Source organism: Curtobacterium sp. MCSS17_006 (assembly GCF_003234215.1).
GTDB lineage: Bacteria > Actinomycetota > Actinomycetes > Actinomycetales > Microbacteriaceae > Curtobacterium > Curtobacterium flaccumfaciens.
The window spans coordinates 25,904-43,392 of the sequence record NZ_QKSO01000002.1 but is presented as its reverse complement, the minus strand read 5'-3'; the positions used below and the strand labels follow the sequence as shown (position 1 = coordinate 43,392).

Annotated in this window: 17 protein-coding genes; 3 read left to right on the top strand and 14 right to left on the bottom strand. The window is 70.8% G+C overall.

The annotated features are described in order from the left end of the window. Window positions 1-14: 14 nt before the first annotated feature. The 3 genes from nusB to DEJ21_RS02430 all read right to left on the bottom strand — a co-directional run bounded on the left by nusB (window position 15) and on the right by DEJ21_RS02430 (window position 2,899). Window positions 15-467 (bottom strand): transcription antitermination factor NusB, encoded by a 453-nt coding sequence (nusB, locus tag DEJ21_RS02440; RefSeq protein ID WP_027465744.1) that lies wholly within the window; start codon window positions 465-467, stop codon window positions 15-17. 11 nt (window positions 468-478) lie between these two features. After that, window positions 479-1,042, bottom strand: coding sequence for an elongation factor P (gene efp / locus DEJ21_RS02435; RefSeq protein ID WP_017887175.1), 564 nt, complete (start codon window positions 1,040-1,042; stop codon window positions 479-481). Between the two features lie 165 nt (window positions 1,043-1,207). Continuing rightward, window positions 1,208-2,899 (bottom strand): AarF/ABC1/UbiB kinase family protein, encoded by a 1,692-nt coding sequence (locus tag DEJ21_RS02430; RefSeq protein ID WP_181435753.1) that lies wholly within the window; start codon window positions 2,897-2,899, stop codon window positions 1,208-1,210. Between the two features lie 313 nt (window positions 2,900-3,212). On the opposite strand from DEJ21_RS02430, the gene DEJ21_RS18095 reads away from it, so the two are divergent. Further along, window positions 3,213-3,392, top strand: a complete 180-nt coding sequence (locus DEJ21_RS18095; protein WP_111223603.1) for a hypothetical protein — start codon at window positions 3,213-3,215, stop codon at window positions 3,390-3,392. A gap of 9 nt (window positions 3,393-3,401) precedes the next feature. Here DEJ21_RS18095 and aroB read toward each other — a convergent pair whose 3' ends face one another. The 9 genes from aroB to DEJ21_RS02380 form a co-directional block, all read right to left on the bottom strand. Further along, window positions 3,402-4,499 (bottom strand): 3-dehydroquinate synthase, encoded by a 1,098-nt coding sequence (gene aroB / locus DEJ21_RS02420; RefSeq protein WP_111023065.1) that lies wholly within the window; start codon window positions 4,497-4,499, stop codon window positions 3,402-3,404. Beyond that, window positions 4,496-5,077, bottom strand: coding sequence for a shikimate kinase (locus DEJ21_RS02415; RefSeq protein WP_111039074.1), 582 nt, complete (start codon window positions 5,075-5,077; stop codon window positions 4,496-4,498). Before DEJ21_RS02415 ends, aroB begins: the two co-directional genes overlap by 4 nt. Beyond that, entirely contained in the window at window positions 5,074-6,294 is a 1,221-nt protein-coding gene (gene aroC, locus DEJ21_RS02410; RefSeq protein ID WP_110858979.1) for a chorismate synthase, read from the bottom strand. Before aroC ends, DEJ21_RS02415 begins: the two co-directional genes overlap by 4 nt. Before the next feature lie 42 nt (window positions 6,295-6,336). Continuing rightward, window positions 6,337-7,899, bottom strand: a complete 1,563-nt coding sequence (gene mltG / locus DEJ21_RS02405; RefSeq protein WP_146247686.1) for an endolytic transglycosylase MltG — start codon at window positions 7,897-7,899, stop codon at window positions 6,337-6,339. 93 nt (window positions 7,900-7,992) lie between these two features. Further along, a complete protein-coding gene (gene ruvX / locus DEJ21_RS02400; protein ID WP_181435772.1) occupies window positions 7,993-8,436 on the bottom strand; it encodes a Holliday junction resolvase RuvX in 444 nt (147 codons plus the stop codon). 8 nt (window positions 8,437-8,444) lie between these two features. Then, window positions 8,445-11,102, bottom strand: a complete 2,658-nt coding sequence (alaS, locus tag DEJ21_RS02395) for an alanine--tRNA ligase (RefSeq protein ID WP_111223600.1) — start codon at window positions 11,100-11,102, stop codon at window positions 8,445-8,447. Between the two features lie 59 nt (window positions 11,103-11,161). Beyond that, window positions 11,162-11,344, bottom strand: a complete 183-nt coding sequence (locus DEJ21_RS02390; RefSeq protein WP_027465751.1) for a hypothetical protein — start codon at window positions 11,342-11,344, stop codon at window positions 11,162-11,164. A gap of 123 nt (window positions 11,345-11,467) precedes the next feature. Next, window positions 11,468-12,097: a 30S ribosomal protein S4 gene (gene rpsD, locus DEJ21_RS02385; protein ID WP_017887166.1), complete on the bottom strand. Its 630-nt coding sequence runs from the start codon at window positions 12,095-12,097 to the stop codon at window positions 11,468-11,470. Between the two features lie 234 nt (window positions 12,098-12,331). Beyond that, window positions 12,332-13,684 (bottom strand): replication-associated recombination protein A, encoded by a 1,353-nt coding sequence (locus DEJ21_RS02380; protein WP_111223599.1) that lies wholly within the window; start codon window positions 13,682-13,684, stop codon window positions 12,332-12,334. Between the two features lie 132 nt (window positions 13,685-13,816). Here DEJ21_RS02380 and DEJ21_RS02375 point away from each other — a divergent pair, with 132 nt between their 5' ends. Next, window positions 13,817-14,629 carry a peptidylprolyl isomerase gene (locus DEJ21_RS02375; protein ID WP_111223598.1) on the top strand — a complete coding sequence of 271 codons (813 nt, stop codon included), beginning with the start codon at window positions 13,817-13,819 and terminating at the stop codon, window positions 14,627-14,629. 113 nt (window positions 14,630-14,742) lie between these two features. After that, window positions 14,743-15,975 carry a DUF349 domain-containing protein gene (locus tag DEJ21_RS02370; protein ID WP_173034022.1) on the top strand — a complete coding sequence of 411 codons (1,233 nt, stop codon included), beginning with the start codon at window positions 14,743-14,745 and terminating at the stop codon, window positions 15,973-15,975. An 83-nt stretch (window positions 15,976-16,058) separates the two neighbouring features. Here DEJ21_RS02370 and DEJ21_RS02365 read toward each other — a convergent pair whose 3' ends face one another. Together DEJ21_RS02365 and DEJ21_RS02360 are read right to left on the bottom strand one after the other, a co-directional pair. Next, complete coding sequence (locus tag DEJ21_RS02365) at window positions 16,059-17,021, bottom strand: bifunctional riboflavin kinase/FAD synthetase (RefSeq protein ID WP_111223597.1); 963 nt, start codon at window positions 17,019-17,021, stop codon at window positions 16,059-16,061. An 8-nt stretch (window positions 17,022-17,029) separates the two neighbouring features. After that, window positions 17,030-17,485 (bottom strand): hypothetical protein, encoded by a 456-nt coding sequence (locus tag DEJ21_RS02360; protein WP_111223596.1) that lies wholly within the window; start codon window positions 17,483-17,485, stop codon window positions 17,030-17,032. Between the last annotated feature and the right edge of the window lie 4 nt (window positions 17,486-17,489).

The window sequence follows — 17,489 nt, the reverse complement described above, 5'->3', positions numbered from 1 at the left end:
TGACGTGGTCAACCCTACCGGGACTCCTGGTCTCCTGCGACCGTCCGACCGGACGGTGCACGACCGCCGGCGACGGCCCCGAGCACGCCGTTGACGAAGCCGGCGGAGTCCTCGGTGGACAGCGACTGCGCGAGCTCGACCGCCTCGGCGATGGCGACGGCGTCGGGCACCTCCGGGTTGAACCGGAGCTCCCAGACGGCCATCCGCAGGATGCAGCGGTCGAGGACCGGCATCCGGGCGATCGACCAGCCCTGGGCGTGGTCGACGATGACGGAGTCGATCTCGTGACGGGCGTCGTCGACACCGGTGACGATCTGGCGGGCGTAGTCCCAGCTGGAGGCACGCTCCGGCTGGTCCAGGTGCCGGACCGTCTCGGTGGCGAGCACGTCCGCGATCGGCAGCTCGCGCACCTCGGCGACGTACAGCATGTCGAGGGCGCGCTTGCGGGCCTTCGAACGAGCACTCATACGGTCAGCGCCTAGGAGTTGACGCGGCCGAGGAAGCTGCCGTCGCGCGTGTCGATCTTCACCAGGGTGCCGCTCTCCAGGTACAGCGGGACCTGGATGCGGTGGCCGGTCGCGATGATGGTCGCGTCCTTGGTGCCGCCGGAGGAGCGGTCGCCCTGCAGGCCGGGCTCGGTCTCGACCTCGGTGACGATCGACGTCGGGAGCTCGACGTACAGCGGGTTGCCCTCGTTCATCGCGATGGTGACCATCGCGGACTCGAGCAGGTAGTTCTTGGCGTCGCCGACCACGGTCGCGGAGACCGGGATCTGGTCGTACGTGTCGGTGTCCATGAACACGTAGGAGTCGCCGTCCTCGTAGAGGAACTGGTAGTCACGACGGTCGACGACGGCGGTGTCGATCTTCGCGCCGGCGTTGAACGTGCGGTCGACGACCTTGCCGGAGACGACGTTCTTGAGCTTCGTGCGGACGAACGCGCCGCCCTTGCCCGGCTTGACGTGCTGGAACTCGACGACCGACCACAGCTGGCCGTCGATGATGAGAACGGCGCCGTTCTTGATGTCTGTGGTACTGGCCATGAGTCGTCGGTGTCCCGTTCGGTCGTGTTGTGAAGTGTCCTCGGGCCGCGGACGGCCCCGGACGAGTGTAGCGGACGCCCGCCCGGCGACCCGAGCGGTGCGCGTGCGTGCCGGACGCGCCGGTCCCGGGCGGGCGCCGGGCCCGGGCGGGCGCCCGGCCCGGGCTCAGCGTCGCCGTCGGGCGAGCCAGGCGTCGATCGCCGCCCAGCCGAGCAGCACCACCGCCGCTCCCCCGAGCAACCCGCCCGCGACCCCCGTGGACAGGGCCGCCGTCGGTCGTGCCGGCAAGGACAGGTAGACGATCGCCAGGATCCCCGCCCCCGCACCGAGCAGCACGAGCAGGATGCGCCGGATCATCCCGGACACGAGCTGCCGGTCGCGGCTGTCCGCGAAGAGCCGGATGTTCACCGTGAACCGGCCGGTCTCGATCGCCTCGCCGATGCGGTCCACCCGGCGGGGCAGGCGACGGGCAGCCGACACGACGCCGAGCAGCTCCTTCGCCGCCAGGTCGCGGAGCTTGCCCGGCCGGAGCTGGTCGGTGATCTGCTCCCGGGCGAGTCCGCGGGACTCCTCGAGCAGGTCGAACGACGGTGCGAGTGTGCGGAGCGTCCCCTCGAAGATGGCCAGGGCGCGTGCCGCGGCGACGAAGTCCGGCGGCGGCTTCAGCCGGTAGCGCCCGAAGACCTCGACCGCGTCGTCCACGGTGTCGACGCCGATGCGCGCACCCGGGCCGAGCTCGTCCGCGACGAAGCGGGCGATGTCCCGACGGAAGTCGGGCTCGTCGTGCGCATCGCGCACGGGTGCCATCCGCAGGACCGCATCGGCGATCCGCGACGTGTCGTCCTGCAGGTAGGCGGCCAACAGGTCCTGGACCGTGTCCCGGAGACCCGGGTCGAGCCTCCCGACCGATCCGAAGTCGATCAACGCGGGCCGACCATCGGGCAGCACCAGGACGTTCCCCGGGTGCAGGTCCGCGTGGTACAGGCCGTCGAAGACGACCTGGCGCAGGAAGGCGCGGAGGATGGCGCGCATCGGCGCGTCGAGGTCGCGCTCGGTACGCTCGGCGCGGATCGCGCTGAGCGTGTCGCCCTCCAGGAACTCCATCACCAGCACACGCCGGCCGGACAGGTCCGGGTAGGGGTCCGGGAACCGGACCTCGTCCGGACGCGCGCTGCGGGCCTGGGCCGCACGCAGCGCGGTGAGGTTCCGGAGCTCGGAGACGAAGTCGACCTGCCGGATCAGGTCGTCCGCGTACTGGCCGGCGATGTCCTGCACGCCGACCTGCCGCGCCTCGGTCGACCACCGGGCCATGAACCGGACGACCCGCAGTGCGATGTCGACGTCGCGGCGCACCGCGGCGTCGATCCCCGGCCGCTGCACCTTCACGGCGACCGCGGTGCCGTCGGGCAGCCGGGCGCGGTGCACCTGCGCGATGGACGCCGCTGCGACGGGCACCGGGTCGAAGGTCGCGAAGACCTGGTCGACCGGGGCGCCGAGCTCCTGCTCGAGGAGCGCACGGACCTCGTCCGCCGGTGCCGCCGTGACGTTCCGCTGCAGGTGGGCGAGTCCCTCGGTCCACTCCTCGGGCAGCAGGTCGTCGCGGGTGGAGAGCAGCTGGCCCATCTTCACGAACCCGCCACCGGCTTCCTCGAGCGCCCGGCGCAGGTGCTCGGCTTGGTCGCGACGCAGGTCCGACGTTGCCGGGTCGTGCGAGAAGTCGAGACGACGGAACGGCACCAGGTGGTGGCGGCGGGCGATCGAGAGTAGTTCGGTGAAGCGGCGACCACGGGAGCGCAGGGTGCCGGTGTCGGCGTCGCGCGGTCCGGAGAGGTCGCTCAGTCGGGGTGGGGTGGGCACGCCCGCCAGTCTGCTCCCCGGTGCTGGGTCCGCAGCGTGCGGGTGGCGCGGTCCGTCGCGTCGTCCCATCCTCCTCCACAGCCAGGAGGCCCGGTGCGGCTTCCACAGGCCGGCGCGGGCCCGGCGCGGGGCGCGGTCCTGGAGCGAGACACTCGTGCTCGAGCACATACGACATTTCGACAACGGTGCTCCGAGACCTGGAGACCGTACCGTGGTGGTCGAAGGCCGATCGCCGACTCGCGAGCCGAGCGCTCCGCAGGCGAGCCAGCGCCGACCAGGCACTTGACGACGACGAACGAAGGGCCCCCGACTGATGTCGATCCTGCGACCGCTCCCCGACGCGCCCGACCTCGACGAGGACGACGACATCCTCTTCGCCTGGGACCACGGCGCCACCGTCGACGAATGGCGGGAATCCCAGCGCACCGGCGTGGTCACCGTCTCGACGCGTGTCACCTGGTGGTGGCGCAGGATGCGACGGGTCCTGCGCTGACCGGCGTGGCTAGACGCCGACCTCCTGGTAGGCAGTGAAGAGCAGGTGGTCCTCGGGGCCCTCGAGCACGACGGGCTTGCCGACGCCGTCCAGGATGATGAACCGCAGCATGCCGGCACGGGCCTTCTTGTCACGACGCATGGTGGCGAGCAGCCCCTGCCAGCGCCCCACGCCGTACGAGGTCGGCAGGTCGAGCGACTCGAGGATCGCCCGGTGCCGATCGACCGTGGCGTCGTCCAGGTGGCCGGTCAGTCGGGCGAGCTCGGCGGCGAACACCATGCCGACCGACACCGCTGCGCCGTGGCGCCACTGGTACCGCTCGGCGTGCTCGATCGCGTGCCCGAGGGTGTGCCCGTAGTTCAGGATCTCGCGGCGGCCCTGCTCCGTGAAGTCGTCCGAGACGACCTCGGCCTTGAGCGCGATGGCGAGCTCGACGACCCGGCGGAACTCCGGCGTCGTCGGGTCGGTCACCCGGTCGACGTCGGCCTCGATGATGTCCAGGATCTCGGGCACGGCGATGAACCCGGCCTTCACGATCTCCGCGAAGCCGGTCAGGATCTCGTTGCGCGGCAGCGTGCGAGCGAGGTCGAGGTCCACGACGACGGCACGCGGGGCGTAGAAGGCACCGACCAGGTTCTTGCCCTCGTTCGTGTTGATGCCCGTCTTCCCGCCGACGCTGGCGTCCACCATGCCGAGCACGCTGGTCGGGACGGCCACGTACGGCACACCGCGCAGCCAGGTCGCGGCGACGAAGCCGGCCAGGTCGGTGACCGCACCGCCACCGAGGCCGATCACCGCGTCGGTGCGGGTGAAGTCGGCCTGCCCCATGATCTGCCAGCAGAACGCGGCGACCTCGACGCGCTTGGCACCCTCGGCGTCGGGGACCTCGGCGATCAGGGCTTCGAGCCCGGCCTCGACCAGGAGCGCGCGGAGCTCGTTCGCCCGGGCACCGAGCGTCGGCGAGTGCACGATGAGGACCTTGGCGACACGCGGGCCCAGGATCGCGGGCAGGGCGCCGAGCAGGTCCGTGCCGACGGCCACCGTGTAGCCGTCGTCACCGCCGACCCGGATCTCGGTGGTCCCGGCGGGCAGGGTCGACTCGGTCACGGTGCTCCTTCGGTGCTGGTGGTGCTGCTGGTCGTGCTGCCGGGCGCGGCGGTGGTGCCGGCGTCGCTGCGCAGCCACGTGACGACCTCGTCGACCACGCGGGACATCGGGCGGCGGGACGTGTCGACCACGACGTGCGCGAGTTCGGCGTAGGTGGCCGCCCGCTCGTCCATGATCGTCTGCCAGGCGTCGATCCCGCCGTTCGCCAGCAGGGGCCGGTCGGACCCGGCGATCCGGTCGGCGACGGCCTCGGGCGACACGGTGAGCAGGACGATGCGCGCGCCGCTCAGGGCCTGCCGCGTGTCCGCGTGGGTGACGGCTCCCCCGCCCACGGCGATGACGCCGCCGGTGGCCAGCGCCGCCCGGACCGCCTGGGCCTCGAGCGCGCGGAACGCCGGCTCGCCGCGGTCGGCGAAGATCCCGGGGATCGGCCCGTGCTCGCGCACGATGACCCGGTCGGTGTCCGTGAACGGGACGCCGAGGGCCTTCGCCACCCGCTTGCCGACGCTCGACTTGCCGGCGCCCATCGGGCCGATCACGACCACGGGCGCGTCGGCGCGTCGGACGTCGGTGCTCACAGGTCGGTCGACGTCGCCGACGGCTCGGTCCGGCGCGTGCGCAGGGTCTCCGGGATCGCCGCGAGGTAGGCGTCGAGGTTGCGCTTCGTCTCGACGACGTTGTCGCCGCCGAACTTCTCGAGCACCGCGTCGGCGAGCACCAGGGCCACCATCGCTTCGGCGACGACACCGGCAGCGGGCACGGCGCAGACGTCCGAGCGCTGGTGGTGCGCCGAGGCGTCCTCACCGGAGACGACGTCCACCGTGTGCAGGGCGTGCGGGATGGTCGCGATCGGCTTCATCCCGGCGCGGACGCGCAGCACGGTGCCCGTGGACATCCCGCCCTCGGTCCCACCGGCGCGGTCGCTCGTGCGGTAGATCTCGCCGTCCTCGCGGTACAGCTCGTCGTGCGCGGCGGAGCCCCGGCGGCCGGCGGTCGCGAAGCCGTCACCGACCTCGACCCCCTTGATGGCCTGGATCCCCATGATCGCCGCGGCGAGGCGGGCATCGAGCCGGCGGTCCCAGTGCACGTGCGAGCCGAGGCCCGGCGGGACGCCGTAGAACAGCACCTCGACGACGCCGCCCAGGGTGTCGCCGTCCTTCTTCGCGGCCTCGACCTCGGTGACCATGCGTGCGGAGGTCTCGGCGTCGAAGCACCGCAGCTGGTCCTCGTCGAGGCGGTCCACGTCGTCGGGCAGCGGCAGGTCCGTGCCGTCGGGGACCCGGACGGTCCCGACCTGCAGGGTGTGCGCCACCGAGCGGATGCCGAGTTCGGCCAGGAACGACTTGGCGACGGCACCGAGCGCCACGCGTGCGGCGGTCTCGCGGGCACTCGCCCGCTCCAGGATCGGGCGCGCCTCGTCGAAGCCGTACTTCTGCATGCCGACCAGGTCAGCGTGGCCCGGACGCGGTCGGGTGAGCGGCGCGCTCCGCCCGCGGGACATCTCGGTGGACTCGATCGGCTCGGGGTTCATGACCTCGACCCACTTCGGCCACTCGGTGTTGCCGATGCGGATCGCGATGGGGCTGCCGAGCGAGTAGCCGTGCCGGACGCCGCCGGACACGTGCAGCTCGTCCTGCTCGAACTTCATCCGCGAGCCACGGCCGTAGCCGAGCTTGCGGCGCGCGAGATCGGCACGGATGGACTCGAACGACACCGGGACACCCGCGGGCAGGCCCTCGAGCATGGCGATCAGTTCGGGTCCGTGGGACTCACCAGCAGTCAACCAACGAAGCATGCCGCAATCCTCCCACAGCGATCGTCCGTGCGACGTCGTCGCCTACTGGTAGTCGGGGTGCGCCCGCAGCCACGCCTGGAACTGCTCGACCGCCACCAGGTGCTGGTCGTAGGTGTCCGAGAAGACGGTCTTGCCCGACTCCAGGTCGACCGTCACGAAGTACAGCCACTTGCCCGGGGCCTCGTTCGTCACGGCCTTGATCGCGATGTCACCCGGGTTGGAGATCGGTGCGGGCGGGAGCCCCTCGTGCACGTAGGTGTTGTACTCGTTCGAGGCGTCCGCACGCTCGGCGTCCGTGGTCGTCACGGTGTGCGTGTTGCCCGTGCCGTACGCGACCGTGGCGTCGGACTGCAGCTTCATCCCCTGGTCGAGGCGGTTCTGGAACACCCGGGCGACCTTGGGGTAGTCGGCCGCGAGGCCGGCTTCCTTCTGCACCAGCGACGCGAAGACGATGGTGCGCTCCTGGTCGGCCTCCTTGACGCCGGCGGCGGACAGGTGCTCCTTCATGGTGTCGACCATCGACTTGAAGTACTGCTCGGCGGTCCAGCCCGGGTTGATCGGGTAGGTCGCGGGGAAGAGCCAGCCCTCGAGCGTCGTGACGCCGGACGGCAGGTCGTAGGCCGACAGGTCCTTCGCGGCCGCGTCGACCTGCTTCTCGGTCAGACCGGCCTTCGAGACCATCCCGGCCTTGATGTCGGCGAGTGCCGTGCCCTCCGGGATGATGATCGACGCCTGGACGCGGTTGTCCTTGTCCTGCAGGGCCGCCAGCGCGGACTTCGAGCTCATCTGCTTCTTCAGCGCGTACGAACCGGGCTGGAACTGCACGTCCGGCGAGGCCAGCAGGAGCTTGTAGAACACCTTCGAGTCCTTGACGACGCCGCTGCGCTGCAGCGTCGCGGCGACGTTCTCGCCGATGTCGCCCTGCTTGATCGTGATGGTCACCTTCGAGGTGCCGTTGCCCGTGTAGTCGTCGGGCTCCTGCGCGCCGCTGATCGCCGCGATGAGCTGCTGGATCTTGGGTGCGGCGAACGTGTACGCCCCGACGCCGGCAGCGAGCACGACCGCGACGATGACGAGCCCCGCGACGAGCGGTCCGCGCCGGCGCTTCGGCCGTGGCTCGCGGGGCGGCCTGGAGGCGCGTCCTCCGCCGCCTCGTCCCCCGCGTCCGCCGCCTCCCGCAGCACCACCGCCGCCGGTCGCGTCACCGTCGTCCGTCCCGTCGGCGCCGGACCCGCCGGCCGCGGCGGTCACCGCGGGCTCGGTCGGCAGCTCGCCGGTCAGCAGTGCGGCGACCTCGGGGTGCAGGTCTTCGGGGCGGGTGGCGATCGGTGCGTCGGCGGGGGACGCCGGGCGTTCGTCGCGTGCGGCTGGCGGGGCCTCGGTGGTCCGTTCGGCGGCCGACGGCTCGTCGGTCGGTGCCACGCGGGCCCGCTCGGCCTCGAGGGCGCGGGCTTCGCGTCGGGACATCGGAGGCGCCGGCGGTGGGGTCACCTGACCAGCGTCGTCGCGGTCATCGGTGCCTGTCGTGCGGTCGGAAGTCGCCTTCCGCCGCTCGGCGTCGTTGCCGGGCGCGATGATCGCGTTCCAGTCCAGATCGTCTGCCAACGTCCTCGGTCTCTCGGTCGGGAACTCCACCTGGGCACCGTCGTCCTCACAGCTGACGACGAGAGCACCCATGTGCGGTACCGGGCAGCCCTGTCAGGGAAGCGTGGTGCCCGGAGGGGCACCGGCACTGCGCTCGTGGTCGAGCGCGTGTTGCAGAATGATAACAGCGGCTGCTTGGTCGATCACGGCCCGGGACTTCTTCGTGTTCTTGCCGGCCTGGTGCAGCCCTCGCTGGGCGGTCACGGTCGACAGTCGTTCGTCGACCAGGCGCACCTGTCGACGCGCCGCGATCCGGGCGGCGAACACGCGGGCGTCCTCGGTGGAGGCCGTGTCCCCACCTGACATCGACAGCGGCAGCCCGACGACGACCTCGAGCACGTCGTACTCGTCGGCGAGCTCCAGGATGCGCCGGAGGTCCTTCGAGTCGTCACGAAGGACGGTCTCGACCGGCGTCGCCAGCAGGCCGTCGCGGTCGCACACGGCGACCCCGATCCGGGCGCGTCCGACGTCCACGCCGAGCCGCCGCCCGGACCGGATGCCCACGGTCAGCCCGCGAGCCGTGCGGTCACGGCACGCAGCGCCGCGGGGAGCGCTGCTGCGTCGGTCCCGCCGCCCTGCGCCAGGTCCGGCTTGCCGCCGCCACCGCCACCGAGCACGCCGGCGGCCTCCTTCGCGAGGGGGCCCGCCTGCACGCCCGCAGCACGGGCGGCGTCGTTCGTCGCGACGATCACGATCGGCTTGCCGCCCACGACGGCACCGAGCACGACGACGGCCGCGCCGTCACCGAGCTGGCCCCGGACGCCGGTGGCGAGCGAGCGCAGGTCGTCACCGGACTGCAGCCCGTCGATCGTCTCGGCGACCACGGTGGTGGCACCGACGGTGGTGGCGTTCCGGGCGATGGCGGGCACGCGCTGCTGCAGGTTCGCCGACTCGTACTCGGCGAGCTTCTTCTGGGCGGACCGGAGGTCCTCCATCAGGTTCTGGACGCGGGCCGGCAGGTCGGCACGGGGAGCCTTGAGCGCGCTGGAGAGCTGCGACACGATCGTGCGCTCGACGGCGAGGTCGCGGAACCCCTCGAGCCCGACCAGTGCCTCGACGCGGCGGTTCGTCGAACCGACGCTCGACTCCCCCACCAGGTTGACGAGCCCGATCTGCGCACTCGAGGCGACGTGCGTGCCACCGCAGAGCTCGCGGGACCACGGGCCGCCGATGTCGACCATGCGGACCTCGGCGCCGTACTTCTCACCGAACAGGGCCTGCGCCCCGAGGGCCTTCGCCTCGTCGATGGGCAGGATGCGCGTGGAGACCTCGAGGTCGGTGCGGATCGCGGTGTTCACGACCTCCTCGATCTCGGAGCGCGTCTCGAGCGAGACCGGCTGCGACCACGAGAAGTCGAGGCGCATGTAGCCGGACTTGTTGTACGAACCGGCCTGCAGCGCCTCCGGCCCGAGGATGTCGCGGAGGGCCGCGTTCACCAGGTGCGTCGCGGAGTGCGCCTGAGTCGCACCGCGGCGGTACTCCGCGTCGACGACGGTGCTCGCGGCGTCACCGACGCCGACCTCACCGGAGCGGACCTGCACGGTGTGGCTCCACAGCCCGGAGACCGGTCGCTGGACGTCGAGGACCTCGAGGTCGAACCCGTTGCCGACGATCGAGCCCTGGTCGGCGTCCTGGCCGCCCGACTCGGCGTACAGCGAGGTCTCGCCGAGGATCACCTCGGCGATGTCACCGGCGACCGCACGGTCGACGCTCACACCGCCGACGATGATGCCGAGCACGCGCGTCTCGGCCTCGAGCGCGTCGTAGCCGAGGAACGTCGTCTCGCCCTTGGCCCGGAACGCGCTGTACACGCTCAGGTCGGCGATCGCGGTCTTCTTGCTCTTCGCGTCGGCCTTCGCCCGGGCACGCTGCTCGGACATCAGGGTCTCGAACGCGGTGCGGTCGACGTGGACCCCGGCTTCCTCGGCCATCTCCATCGTCAGGTCGATGGGGAACCCGAAGGTGTCGTGCAGCAGGAACGCCGTGTCGCCGCCGATCGACGGGGCGCCGTCCTGCTTCGCACGCTCGACGGCGACGTCGAGGATGGTCGTGCCCTGCGCCAGGGTGCGGAGGAAGGTCTCTTCTTCCGCGTAGGCGATGCGGGAGATCCGGTCGTAGTCGGACGCCACCTCGGGGTAGGCGTCGCGCATGGCGTCGCGGGACGCCGGGAAGAGCTCGGGGAACGTGGGCGCCTCGACACCGAGCAGGCGCATCGCGCGGACCGTGCGACGGAGCAGACGACGGAGGATGTACCCGCGGCCCTCGTTCGACGGGCTCACGCCGTCGGCGATGAGCATCAGCGAGGAACGGACGTGGTCGGCGATGACGCGCATCCGCACGTCGTCCTCGTGCACGGCGCCGTAGCGTCGGCCGGAGATCTCGGCCGCGCGGTCGAGCACCGGGCGCACCTGGTCGATCTCGTACATGTTGTCGACGCCCTGCTTGATGAAGGCGACACGCTCGAGCCCCATGCCGGTGTCGATGTTCTTGTTCGGCAGCTCGCCGGTGATCTCGAAGTCGTACTTCGACCGCACGTCGGCGATCTGGTACTGCATGAAGACGAGGTTCCAGATCTCGACGTACCGGTCATCGTCCGTCGCCGGGCCGCCGTCGATGCCGTACTCGGGGCCACGGTCGAAGAAGATCTCCGAGCAGGGACCCGCCGGTCCGGGCTGTCCGGTCGACCAGTAGTTGGTGTCCTTGCCGAGGCGCTGGATCCGCTCGTCGGGCAGCGAGGAGTGCTGCTTCCAGAAGCCGATCGCCTCGTCGTCCTCTTCGTAGACGGTGACCCAGAGGTCGTCGGGCGAGAAGCCGAGTCCGCCGTCGGTCTCCGGGTTGGTCAGGAACTCCCAGGCGAACTGGATCGCCTGCTCCTTGAAGTAGTCGCCGAACGAGAAGTTGCCGTTCATCTGGAAGAACGTGCCGTGGCGAGGGGTCTTGCCGACCTCTTCGATGTCGTTCGTGCGGATGCACTTCTGCACGCTCGTCGCCCGCGGGAACGGCGCCGGGATGAGACCGGTCAGGTACGGGATGAACGGCACCATGCCGGCGACCGTGAAGAGGAGCGACGGGTCGTCGGAGACGAGGGACGCGGACGGGACGACGGTGTGGCCGCGGTCACCGAAGTACTGGAGCCAACGGCGGCGGATCTCTGCGGTCTGCATGGTGCTTCCTGGGTTCAGGTCGTGGGTGGAGGAGGGTCGAGGCTGCTCGGTCGGAGCGCTCAGACGTCGGTACGGAGCTCGGCCTCGCGCGACCGGTAGCCGTCCGCGACGGCACCCGTGAAGGCCTTCGTCTTGGCGTTCACCTCGGCGAAGAGCCGGGCGCCACCGGAGGTCTGGGCGACCCGGTGTGCGACGGCGAACCCGATGACGATGCCGACGGCGACGAAGAACAGCTGCTTCACGGTGCCTCTCCCTCTGTGCACCCGGGCGGTGCATGCCCGGACAAGCTTAGTCGCCGGTGCCGGAACGCCGAACGGCGGGTCGCCCTCGAGAGGACGACCCGCCGTTCGGGTGTGATCAGTGGATCAGCGAGCTGCGTAGTACTCGACGACGAGCTGCACTTCACAGGTCACGGGGACCTCGGCGCGCTTCGGGCGACGCACGAGGCGGGCCTGGAGCTTCTCGATCTCGACCTCGAGGTAGCCCGGGACCTTCGGGAGGACTTCCTGGTGGCCACCGGCAGCGGCGACCTGGAAGGGCTCCATCGACTCGGACTTCGCCTTGACGTGGATCAGCTGGCCCTCCTTGACGCGGAAGGAGGGGCGGTCGACGAGCTTGCCGTCGACCAGGATGTGGCGGTGCACGATCAGCTGACGGGCCTGCGCGGTGGTGCGGGCGAAGCCGGCACGGACCACGAGGGCGTCGAGGCGCTGCTCGAGGAGCTCGACCAGGTTCTCACCGGTCAGGCCCTTCGTCTTGCGAGCCTCTTCGAAGACGATGCGGAGCTGCTTCTCGCGGATGCCGTACTGGGCGCGCAGACGCTGCTTCTCACGGAGGCGGACGGCGTAGTCGCTGTCCGCACGACGGCGCGTACGGCCGTGCTCACCGGGCCCGTAGGGGCGCTTCTCGAGGTAACGGGCGGCCTTCGGCGTCAGCGGGATGCCGAGTGCGCGCGACAGGCGGGTCTTGCTGCGGGTACGTGACTTGGTAGACACAGGGTCCTTTTCTCTGTTCGAACTGAATACTCGCCGGAGGCCGGGCACGCGAGTGCCGGTGGCCCCGACGACGGGATCCAGAGGGATGAGCCTGTGGGATCGGACGGCTACAGTCCGAACCTCTGCCCCCGTACCACCGGAGTGGCACTCTGTCCTCGACGCAGCCGTGCTCGAGGACCAGGACGTAGGCCCGGCAATGCTAGCAGCATCGGGGCGAGCGCAGAAGCACCGACGCTACTGGCCGCGTGTGATCTTCCGGAGTCGTTCGAGCCGCGGCCCGACCTCGCGCTCGTAGCCGTTGGCCGTCGGCGTGTAGTACTCGGTGCCCTCGAGTGCGTCCGGCAGGTACTGCTGCTCGGCGACCCCGTGCTCGGCGTCGTGGGAGTAGACGTACCCCTTGCCGTGCCCGAGGCGCTTCGCCCCGGCGTAGTGCGCGTCGCGCAGGTGCATCGGGACCGTGCCCATGCGCCCCGCCTTGACGTCGGCCATCGCCTGGTTGATGCCGTTGTAGGCGGCGTTCGACTTCGGCGCCGTCGCCAGGTAGACGACGGCCTCGGCCAGCGGGATCCGCCCCTCGGGCATCCCGATGAGCTGCACGGCCTGGGCCGCGGCGACCGCGATGGGCAGCGCTTGCGGGTCGGCCATGCCGATGTCCTCGGACGCGGAGATGATGATCCGCCGCGCGATGAACCGGGAGTCCTCGCCGGCCTCGATCATCCGGGCGAGGTAGTGCAAGGCTGCGTCGACGTCGCTCCCCCGCACCGACTTGATGAAGGCGCTGATGACGTCGTAGTGCTCGTCACCCTGTCGGTCGTAGCGCAGCAGGGCCCGGTCGACCGCGGCCGCGACGGTGTCGGCGTCGACGACGGGCACGGTGTCGTCGTCCTCGTCCTGTGCGGCGGTGGCCGACGCCGCCGCAGCCTCGAGCGCGGTCAGGGCACGTCGGGCGTCGCCGGACGCGAGGCGGATGATCGCGCTGCGGGCTTCGTCACCGAGGACGACGGCACCGCCGAGGCCGCGGGGGTCCTCCACCGCACGGTCGACGAGCATGCCGAGGTCGGGATCGGTGAGCGGTTTGAGCGTCAGGAGCAGCGAGCGGGACAGCAGGGGCGAGATGACCGAGAACGACGGGTTCTCGGTGGTGGCGGCGATCAGGATGACCCACCCGTTCTCGACGCCGGGCAGCAGGGCGTCCTGCTGGGCCTTGCTGAACCGGTGGATCTCGTCGAGGAACAGCACCGTGGTCGATCCGTACAGGTCGCGGTGGGTCAGCGCCTTCTCCATGACCTCGCGCACGTCCTTCACGCCGGCGGTCACGGCGGAGAGCTCGACGAACTCGCGACCGGACTGCCGTGCGATGGCCTGCGCCAGCGTGGTCTTGCCGGTACCGGGTGGGCCCCACAGGATCACGGAGACCCCGCCGGGGTTCTCACGCGTGCCGGTGGCGAGCTGCACCAGGGGCGAACCCCGGCCGAGCAGGTGCTGCTGACCGGCGACCTCGTCGAGGCTGGTGGGGCGCATCCGGACGGCGAGCGGGACGGAACCCTGCGCGAGACCGGCCCGACCCCCCGTGGTGGGCGCGTGCATTCCCGAACGATCCGCTGCCATCCTGCAATCGTAGGCCGGTCCACCGACGCAGGCCGCGCCTCCCGCCAGGTGGTGGTGGTGACCGTTCGGCTACGCTCGTTGCACACTGCGACGAGAGGGCAGACCAGCACCGTGGCACCGAAGAACCCAGCGCGTGACAACCGAGAGGCGCGCGAGCGCCTCCGCCTCTACCAGGCCCGCCAGGGCCTCCACGAGCGGCAGCGACGCCGCCGCGTGCGGGACAACCTGATCGGTGCCGGTGCCCTCGTCCTCGTCGCGGCCCTCGCCACCGGGTCGCAGCTCGCCTTCGCCGGATCGCGGGGGTCGGACGCCCCGGCCCCGAGCGCCTCCGCGTCGTCGACGGCCACACCGTCGGCCCGCGCCACGGCCGCCAACACCGGCGACGTGCCGAGCAAGTCGATCGCGAAGGGCGCGACCTGGACCGGCACGCTCACGCTCAACAAGAGCATCGACCTCGGCATCGAGCTGGACGGTGCCAAGGCGCCGCAGGCCACGAGTGCCGAGATCTCGCTGATCCATGAGCAGTTCTACAACGGCACCACCTGCCACCGGCTCGCCGACAGCGACGGCCTGAAGTTCCTGCAGTGCGGCTCCGCGAACGGCGACGGCACCGGCGACGCCGGCTTCGAGTACGGCCCGCTCGAGAACGTGCCGGAGGACGGCGTCTACGAGAAGGGCACGATCGCGATCGCGCGGTCGGACTCCCCGTACTCGCAGTCGACGCAGTTCTTCATCGTCTACGGGGACACCACGCTCGACGGCTCCACGGGCGGCTACACGGTCGTCGGCAAGGTCACGAGCGGGCTGTCCGAGCTCGAGTCGAAGATCGCCGCGAAGGGCATCGCGTCGCCCGGCAGCGACGGCACCGGCGAGCCGAAGGTGGCGACGAAGATCACCGACGCGACCATCGCGGAGCAGAAGTAGTCCACAACCCGTCGCACCGGTCGGGCGGCGGAGCCCGTCCGTGCAATAGGCTGACGACCTGACCGTGCCGACGGTGACGTCGGCGATGCACGACCACGATCGAGGCGAGACCTGTGGGATCTGACGAAGCAACGACCTGGGGGCGGGTCGACGAGAACGGGACCGTGTACGTCCGGTACGAAGAGACCGAACGTGCTGTCGGTGAGTACCCGGACGCCACCCCCGAAGAAGCCCTCGCCTACTTCGCGCGGAAGTACGCCGACCTCGAGGGGCAGGTGAAGATCGCCGAGCAGCGCGTCCAGCGCGGTGCGTCGGCGAACGACGTCGCCCGGACGGTCGAGCACCTGACCGCCTTGGTCGCCGACGCCCGCGTGGTGGGTGACATCAAGTCGCTCGAGACCCGCGTGGGCGCGCTCACCGAGCAGCTCGGCTCGCTCACCAAGGAGCAGGCGGAACAGGCGCAGCAGGCGCTGCAGGACGCCCTGGCGCACCGCACCGCCCTGGTCGAGGAAGCCGAGGCACTCGCCGCGGTGGACCCCGCACGCGCGCAGTGGAAGCAGATCACGGCGCAGCTCGACGACGTGTTCGCGCGCTGGCAGCAGCACCAGCACGACGGGCCGCGGATCCCCAAGAACGAGGCCAACGACCTGTGGAAGCGGTTCCGCGCAGCGCGGTCCACCGTCGACCAGCACCGTCGTGCCTTCTACTCCGAGCTGGACGCACAGCACCGTGACGCCCGGACCCGCAAGCAGGAGCTCGTGGCGCAGGCCGAAGCCCTCGCGCCCCGCGGTTCCGACGCGATCCCGGACTACCGCCAGCTCCTCGACGACTGGAAGAACGCCGGACGTGCCGGCAAGCGCCACGACGACGCACTCTGGGCACGCTTCAAGGCCGCCGGAGACGTGCTGTTCGAGCAGCGCCACGCCGAGAGCGCAGCCGAGAACGAAGAGTTCTCCGCCAACCTCGAGGCGAAGCAGGCCCTGCTGACCGAGGCCGAGCCGCTCCTGCAGGCGACCGACCGGGTCGCCGCTCGCAAGACCCTCACCGGCATCCAGCGCCGCTGGGACGAGATCGGCAAGGTCCCCCGCGGTGACGTCCGTCGGGTCGAGGACCGCCTGCGTGCCATCGAGGACCACGTCCGTGGGCTCGAGGACGCGCACTGGAAGGAATCGAACCCGGAGCGCAAGGCCCGTCAGAACGGCCTCGCGAGCCAGCTGGAAGACGCGATCGGCAAGCTCCAGTCCGAGCTCGCCGCGGCGCAGGCCACCGGTGACGCCCGGAAGATCAAGGACGCGCAGGAAGCCCTCGACGCCCGCAAGATCTGGCTCGACGCCCTGGGCGGCTGAGCCTCCGCAGCACGAACGACGCCCCCGTGACCGATGGTCACGGGGGCGTCGTTCGTGGTGGCCGCTTCAGCGTGCTCGGCAGGTCAGACCGGCGCGGGCAGTCCGAGCAGCAGCCGGATGTCCAGGTCGTCCTGCCGCATCTGCGCGGCGAGCTCGTCCATCGACGAGAACTTGACCATGCCGCGCACGTACGACACGAAGAGCACGGAGATCCGATCGCCGTACAGGTCGATGTCGACGTCGAGCAGGTGCGCCTCGATCTGCTTCGCGGGCACACCCTCGAACGTCGGGTTGTTGCCGACCGACACCGCCGCCGGGTAGACGGTGCCGTCGTGCAGCACCCGGGCGGCGTAGACACCGTCGGCGGGGACGAAGCCCTCGCACGCCGGGTCGAGGTTCGCTGTGGGGTAGCCCATCGCACGGCCGCGCTGGTTGCCGTGCACGACGACGCTCCGCACGGCGTGCTCCCGCCCGAGGAGTCGTGCGGCTTCGGCCACGCGGCCCTGGCCCAGGAGCTCCCGGATCCAGGTGGAGGACACCCGGCGCTCACCGTCGGGTCGGACGTCGTCGATGAGGTCCACGTCGTCGATGAGCTCGACGGTGAAGCCGTGCTGCTCCCCCAGGGTCCGCAGCAACGCGACGTCACCGGCGCCCTTCGCACCGAAGCGGAAGTCGCTGCCGACGAAGACGAGCCGGGCGTGCAGGGTGTCGACGAGGATCTCGGACACGAACGCCTCGGGCGACTTCGACTGCAGTTCCTGGTCGAACCGGAGCAGCAGGGTGGCGTCGACCCCGGCGTCCTCGAGCAGTTCGCGGCGCTGCGCGGTGCTCGTCAGGGCCGGCGGGACGTGCGGCGGGTCGATGACGTTGAGCGGGTGGCGGTCGAACGTGACCACGGTGGCCACGAGGTCGTGCTCGCGGGCGGCGCGCTCGAGGTGTGCGATGACGGCTCGGTGCCCGACGTGCACGCCGTCGAACTTGCCGATGGTGACGGCGCTCGGGCCGAACCCCTCCGCCACGTCGGCGGTGTCCTCGTAGAACTGCACGGTGGCTCCTACTCGCTCAACGGGGCGGTGGACGAGGACGCAGCCGGTGCCGAGGAATCGGTGGCCGCGGTGCGGTGGTGCTTGCGGAGCCACCAGAGCCCGGCGATCGGCAGCACGAGCGGCGCGAAGGCGTAGCCCAAGCCGTAGTACGACCAGATGGTGTCGTCGGGGAACAGCTGGCGGTCGAACAGCGACAGGGTGCCGATGACGAGCACGCCGGTCATCTCGAACACGATCGTGACGCAGGCGACCCGGTACCAGAACCGGCCGGGCACGATGAGGGCGATCATCGCGACGATGTAGACGACGGCAGCGACAGCACTGAGGGTGTACGCGAACGGTGCGAACGAGAACTTCTCGATGATCTGCACGACGCTGCGTCCGGTCGCCGCCAGCGCGAGGATGCCGTACACGGCGATGAGGACGCGGCCGATGCCGGTCGCGAGTGAGGATCTGGTCGCCATTGCA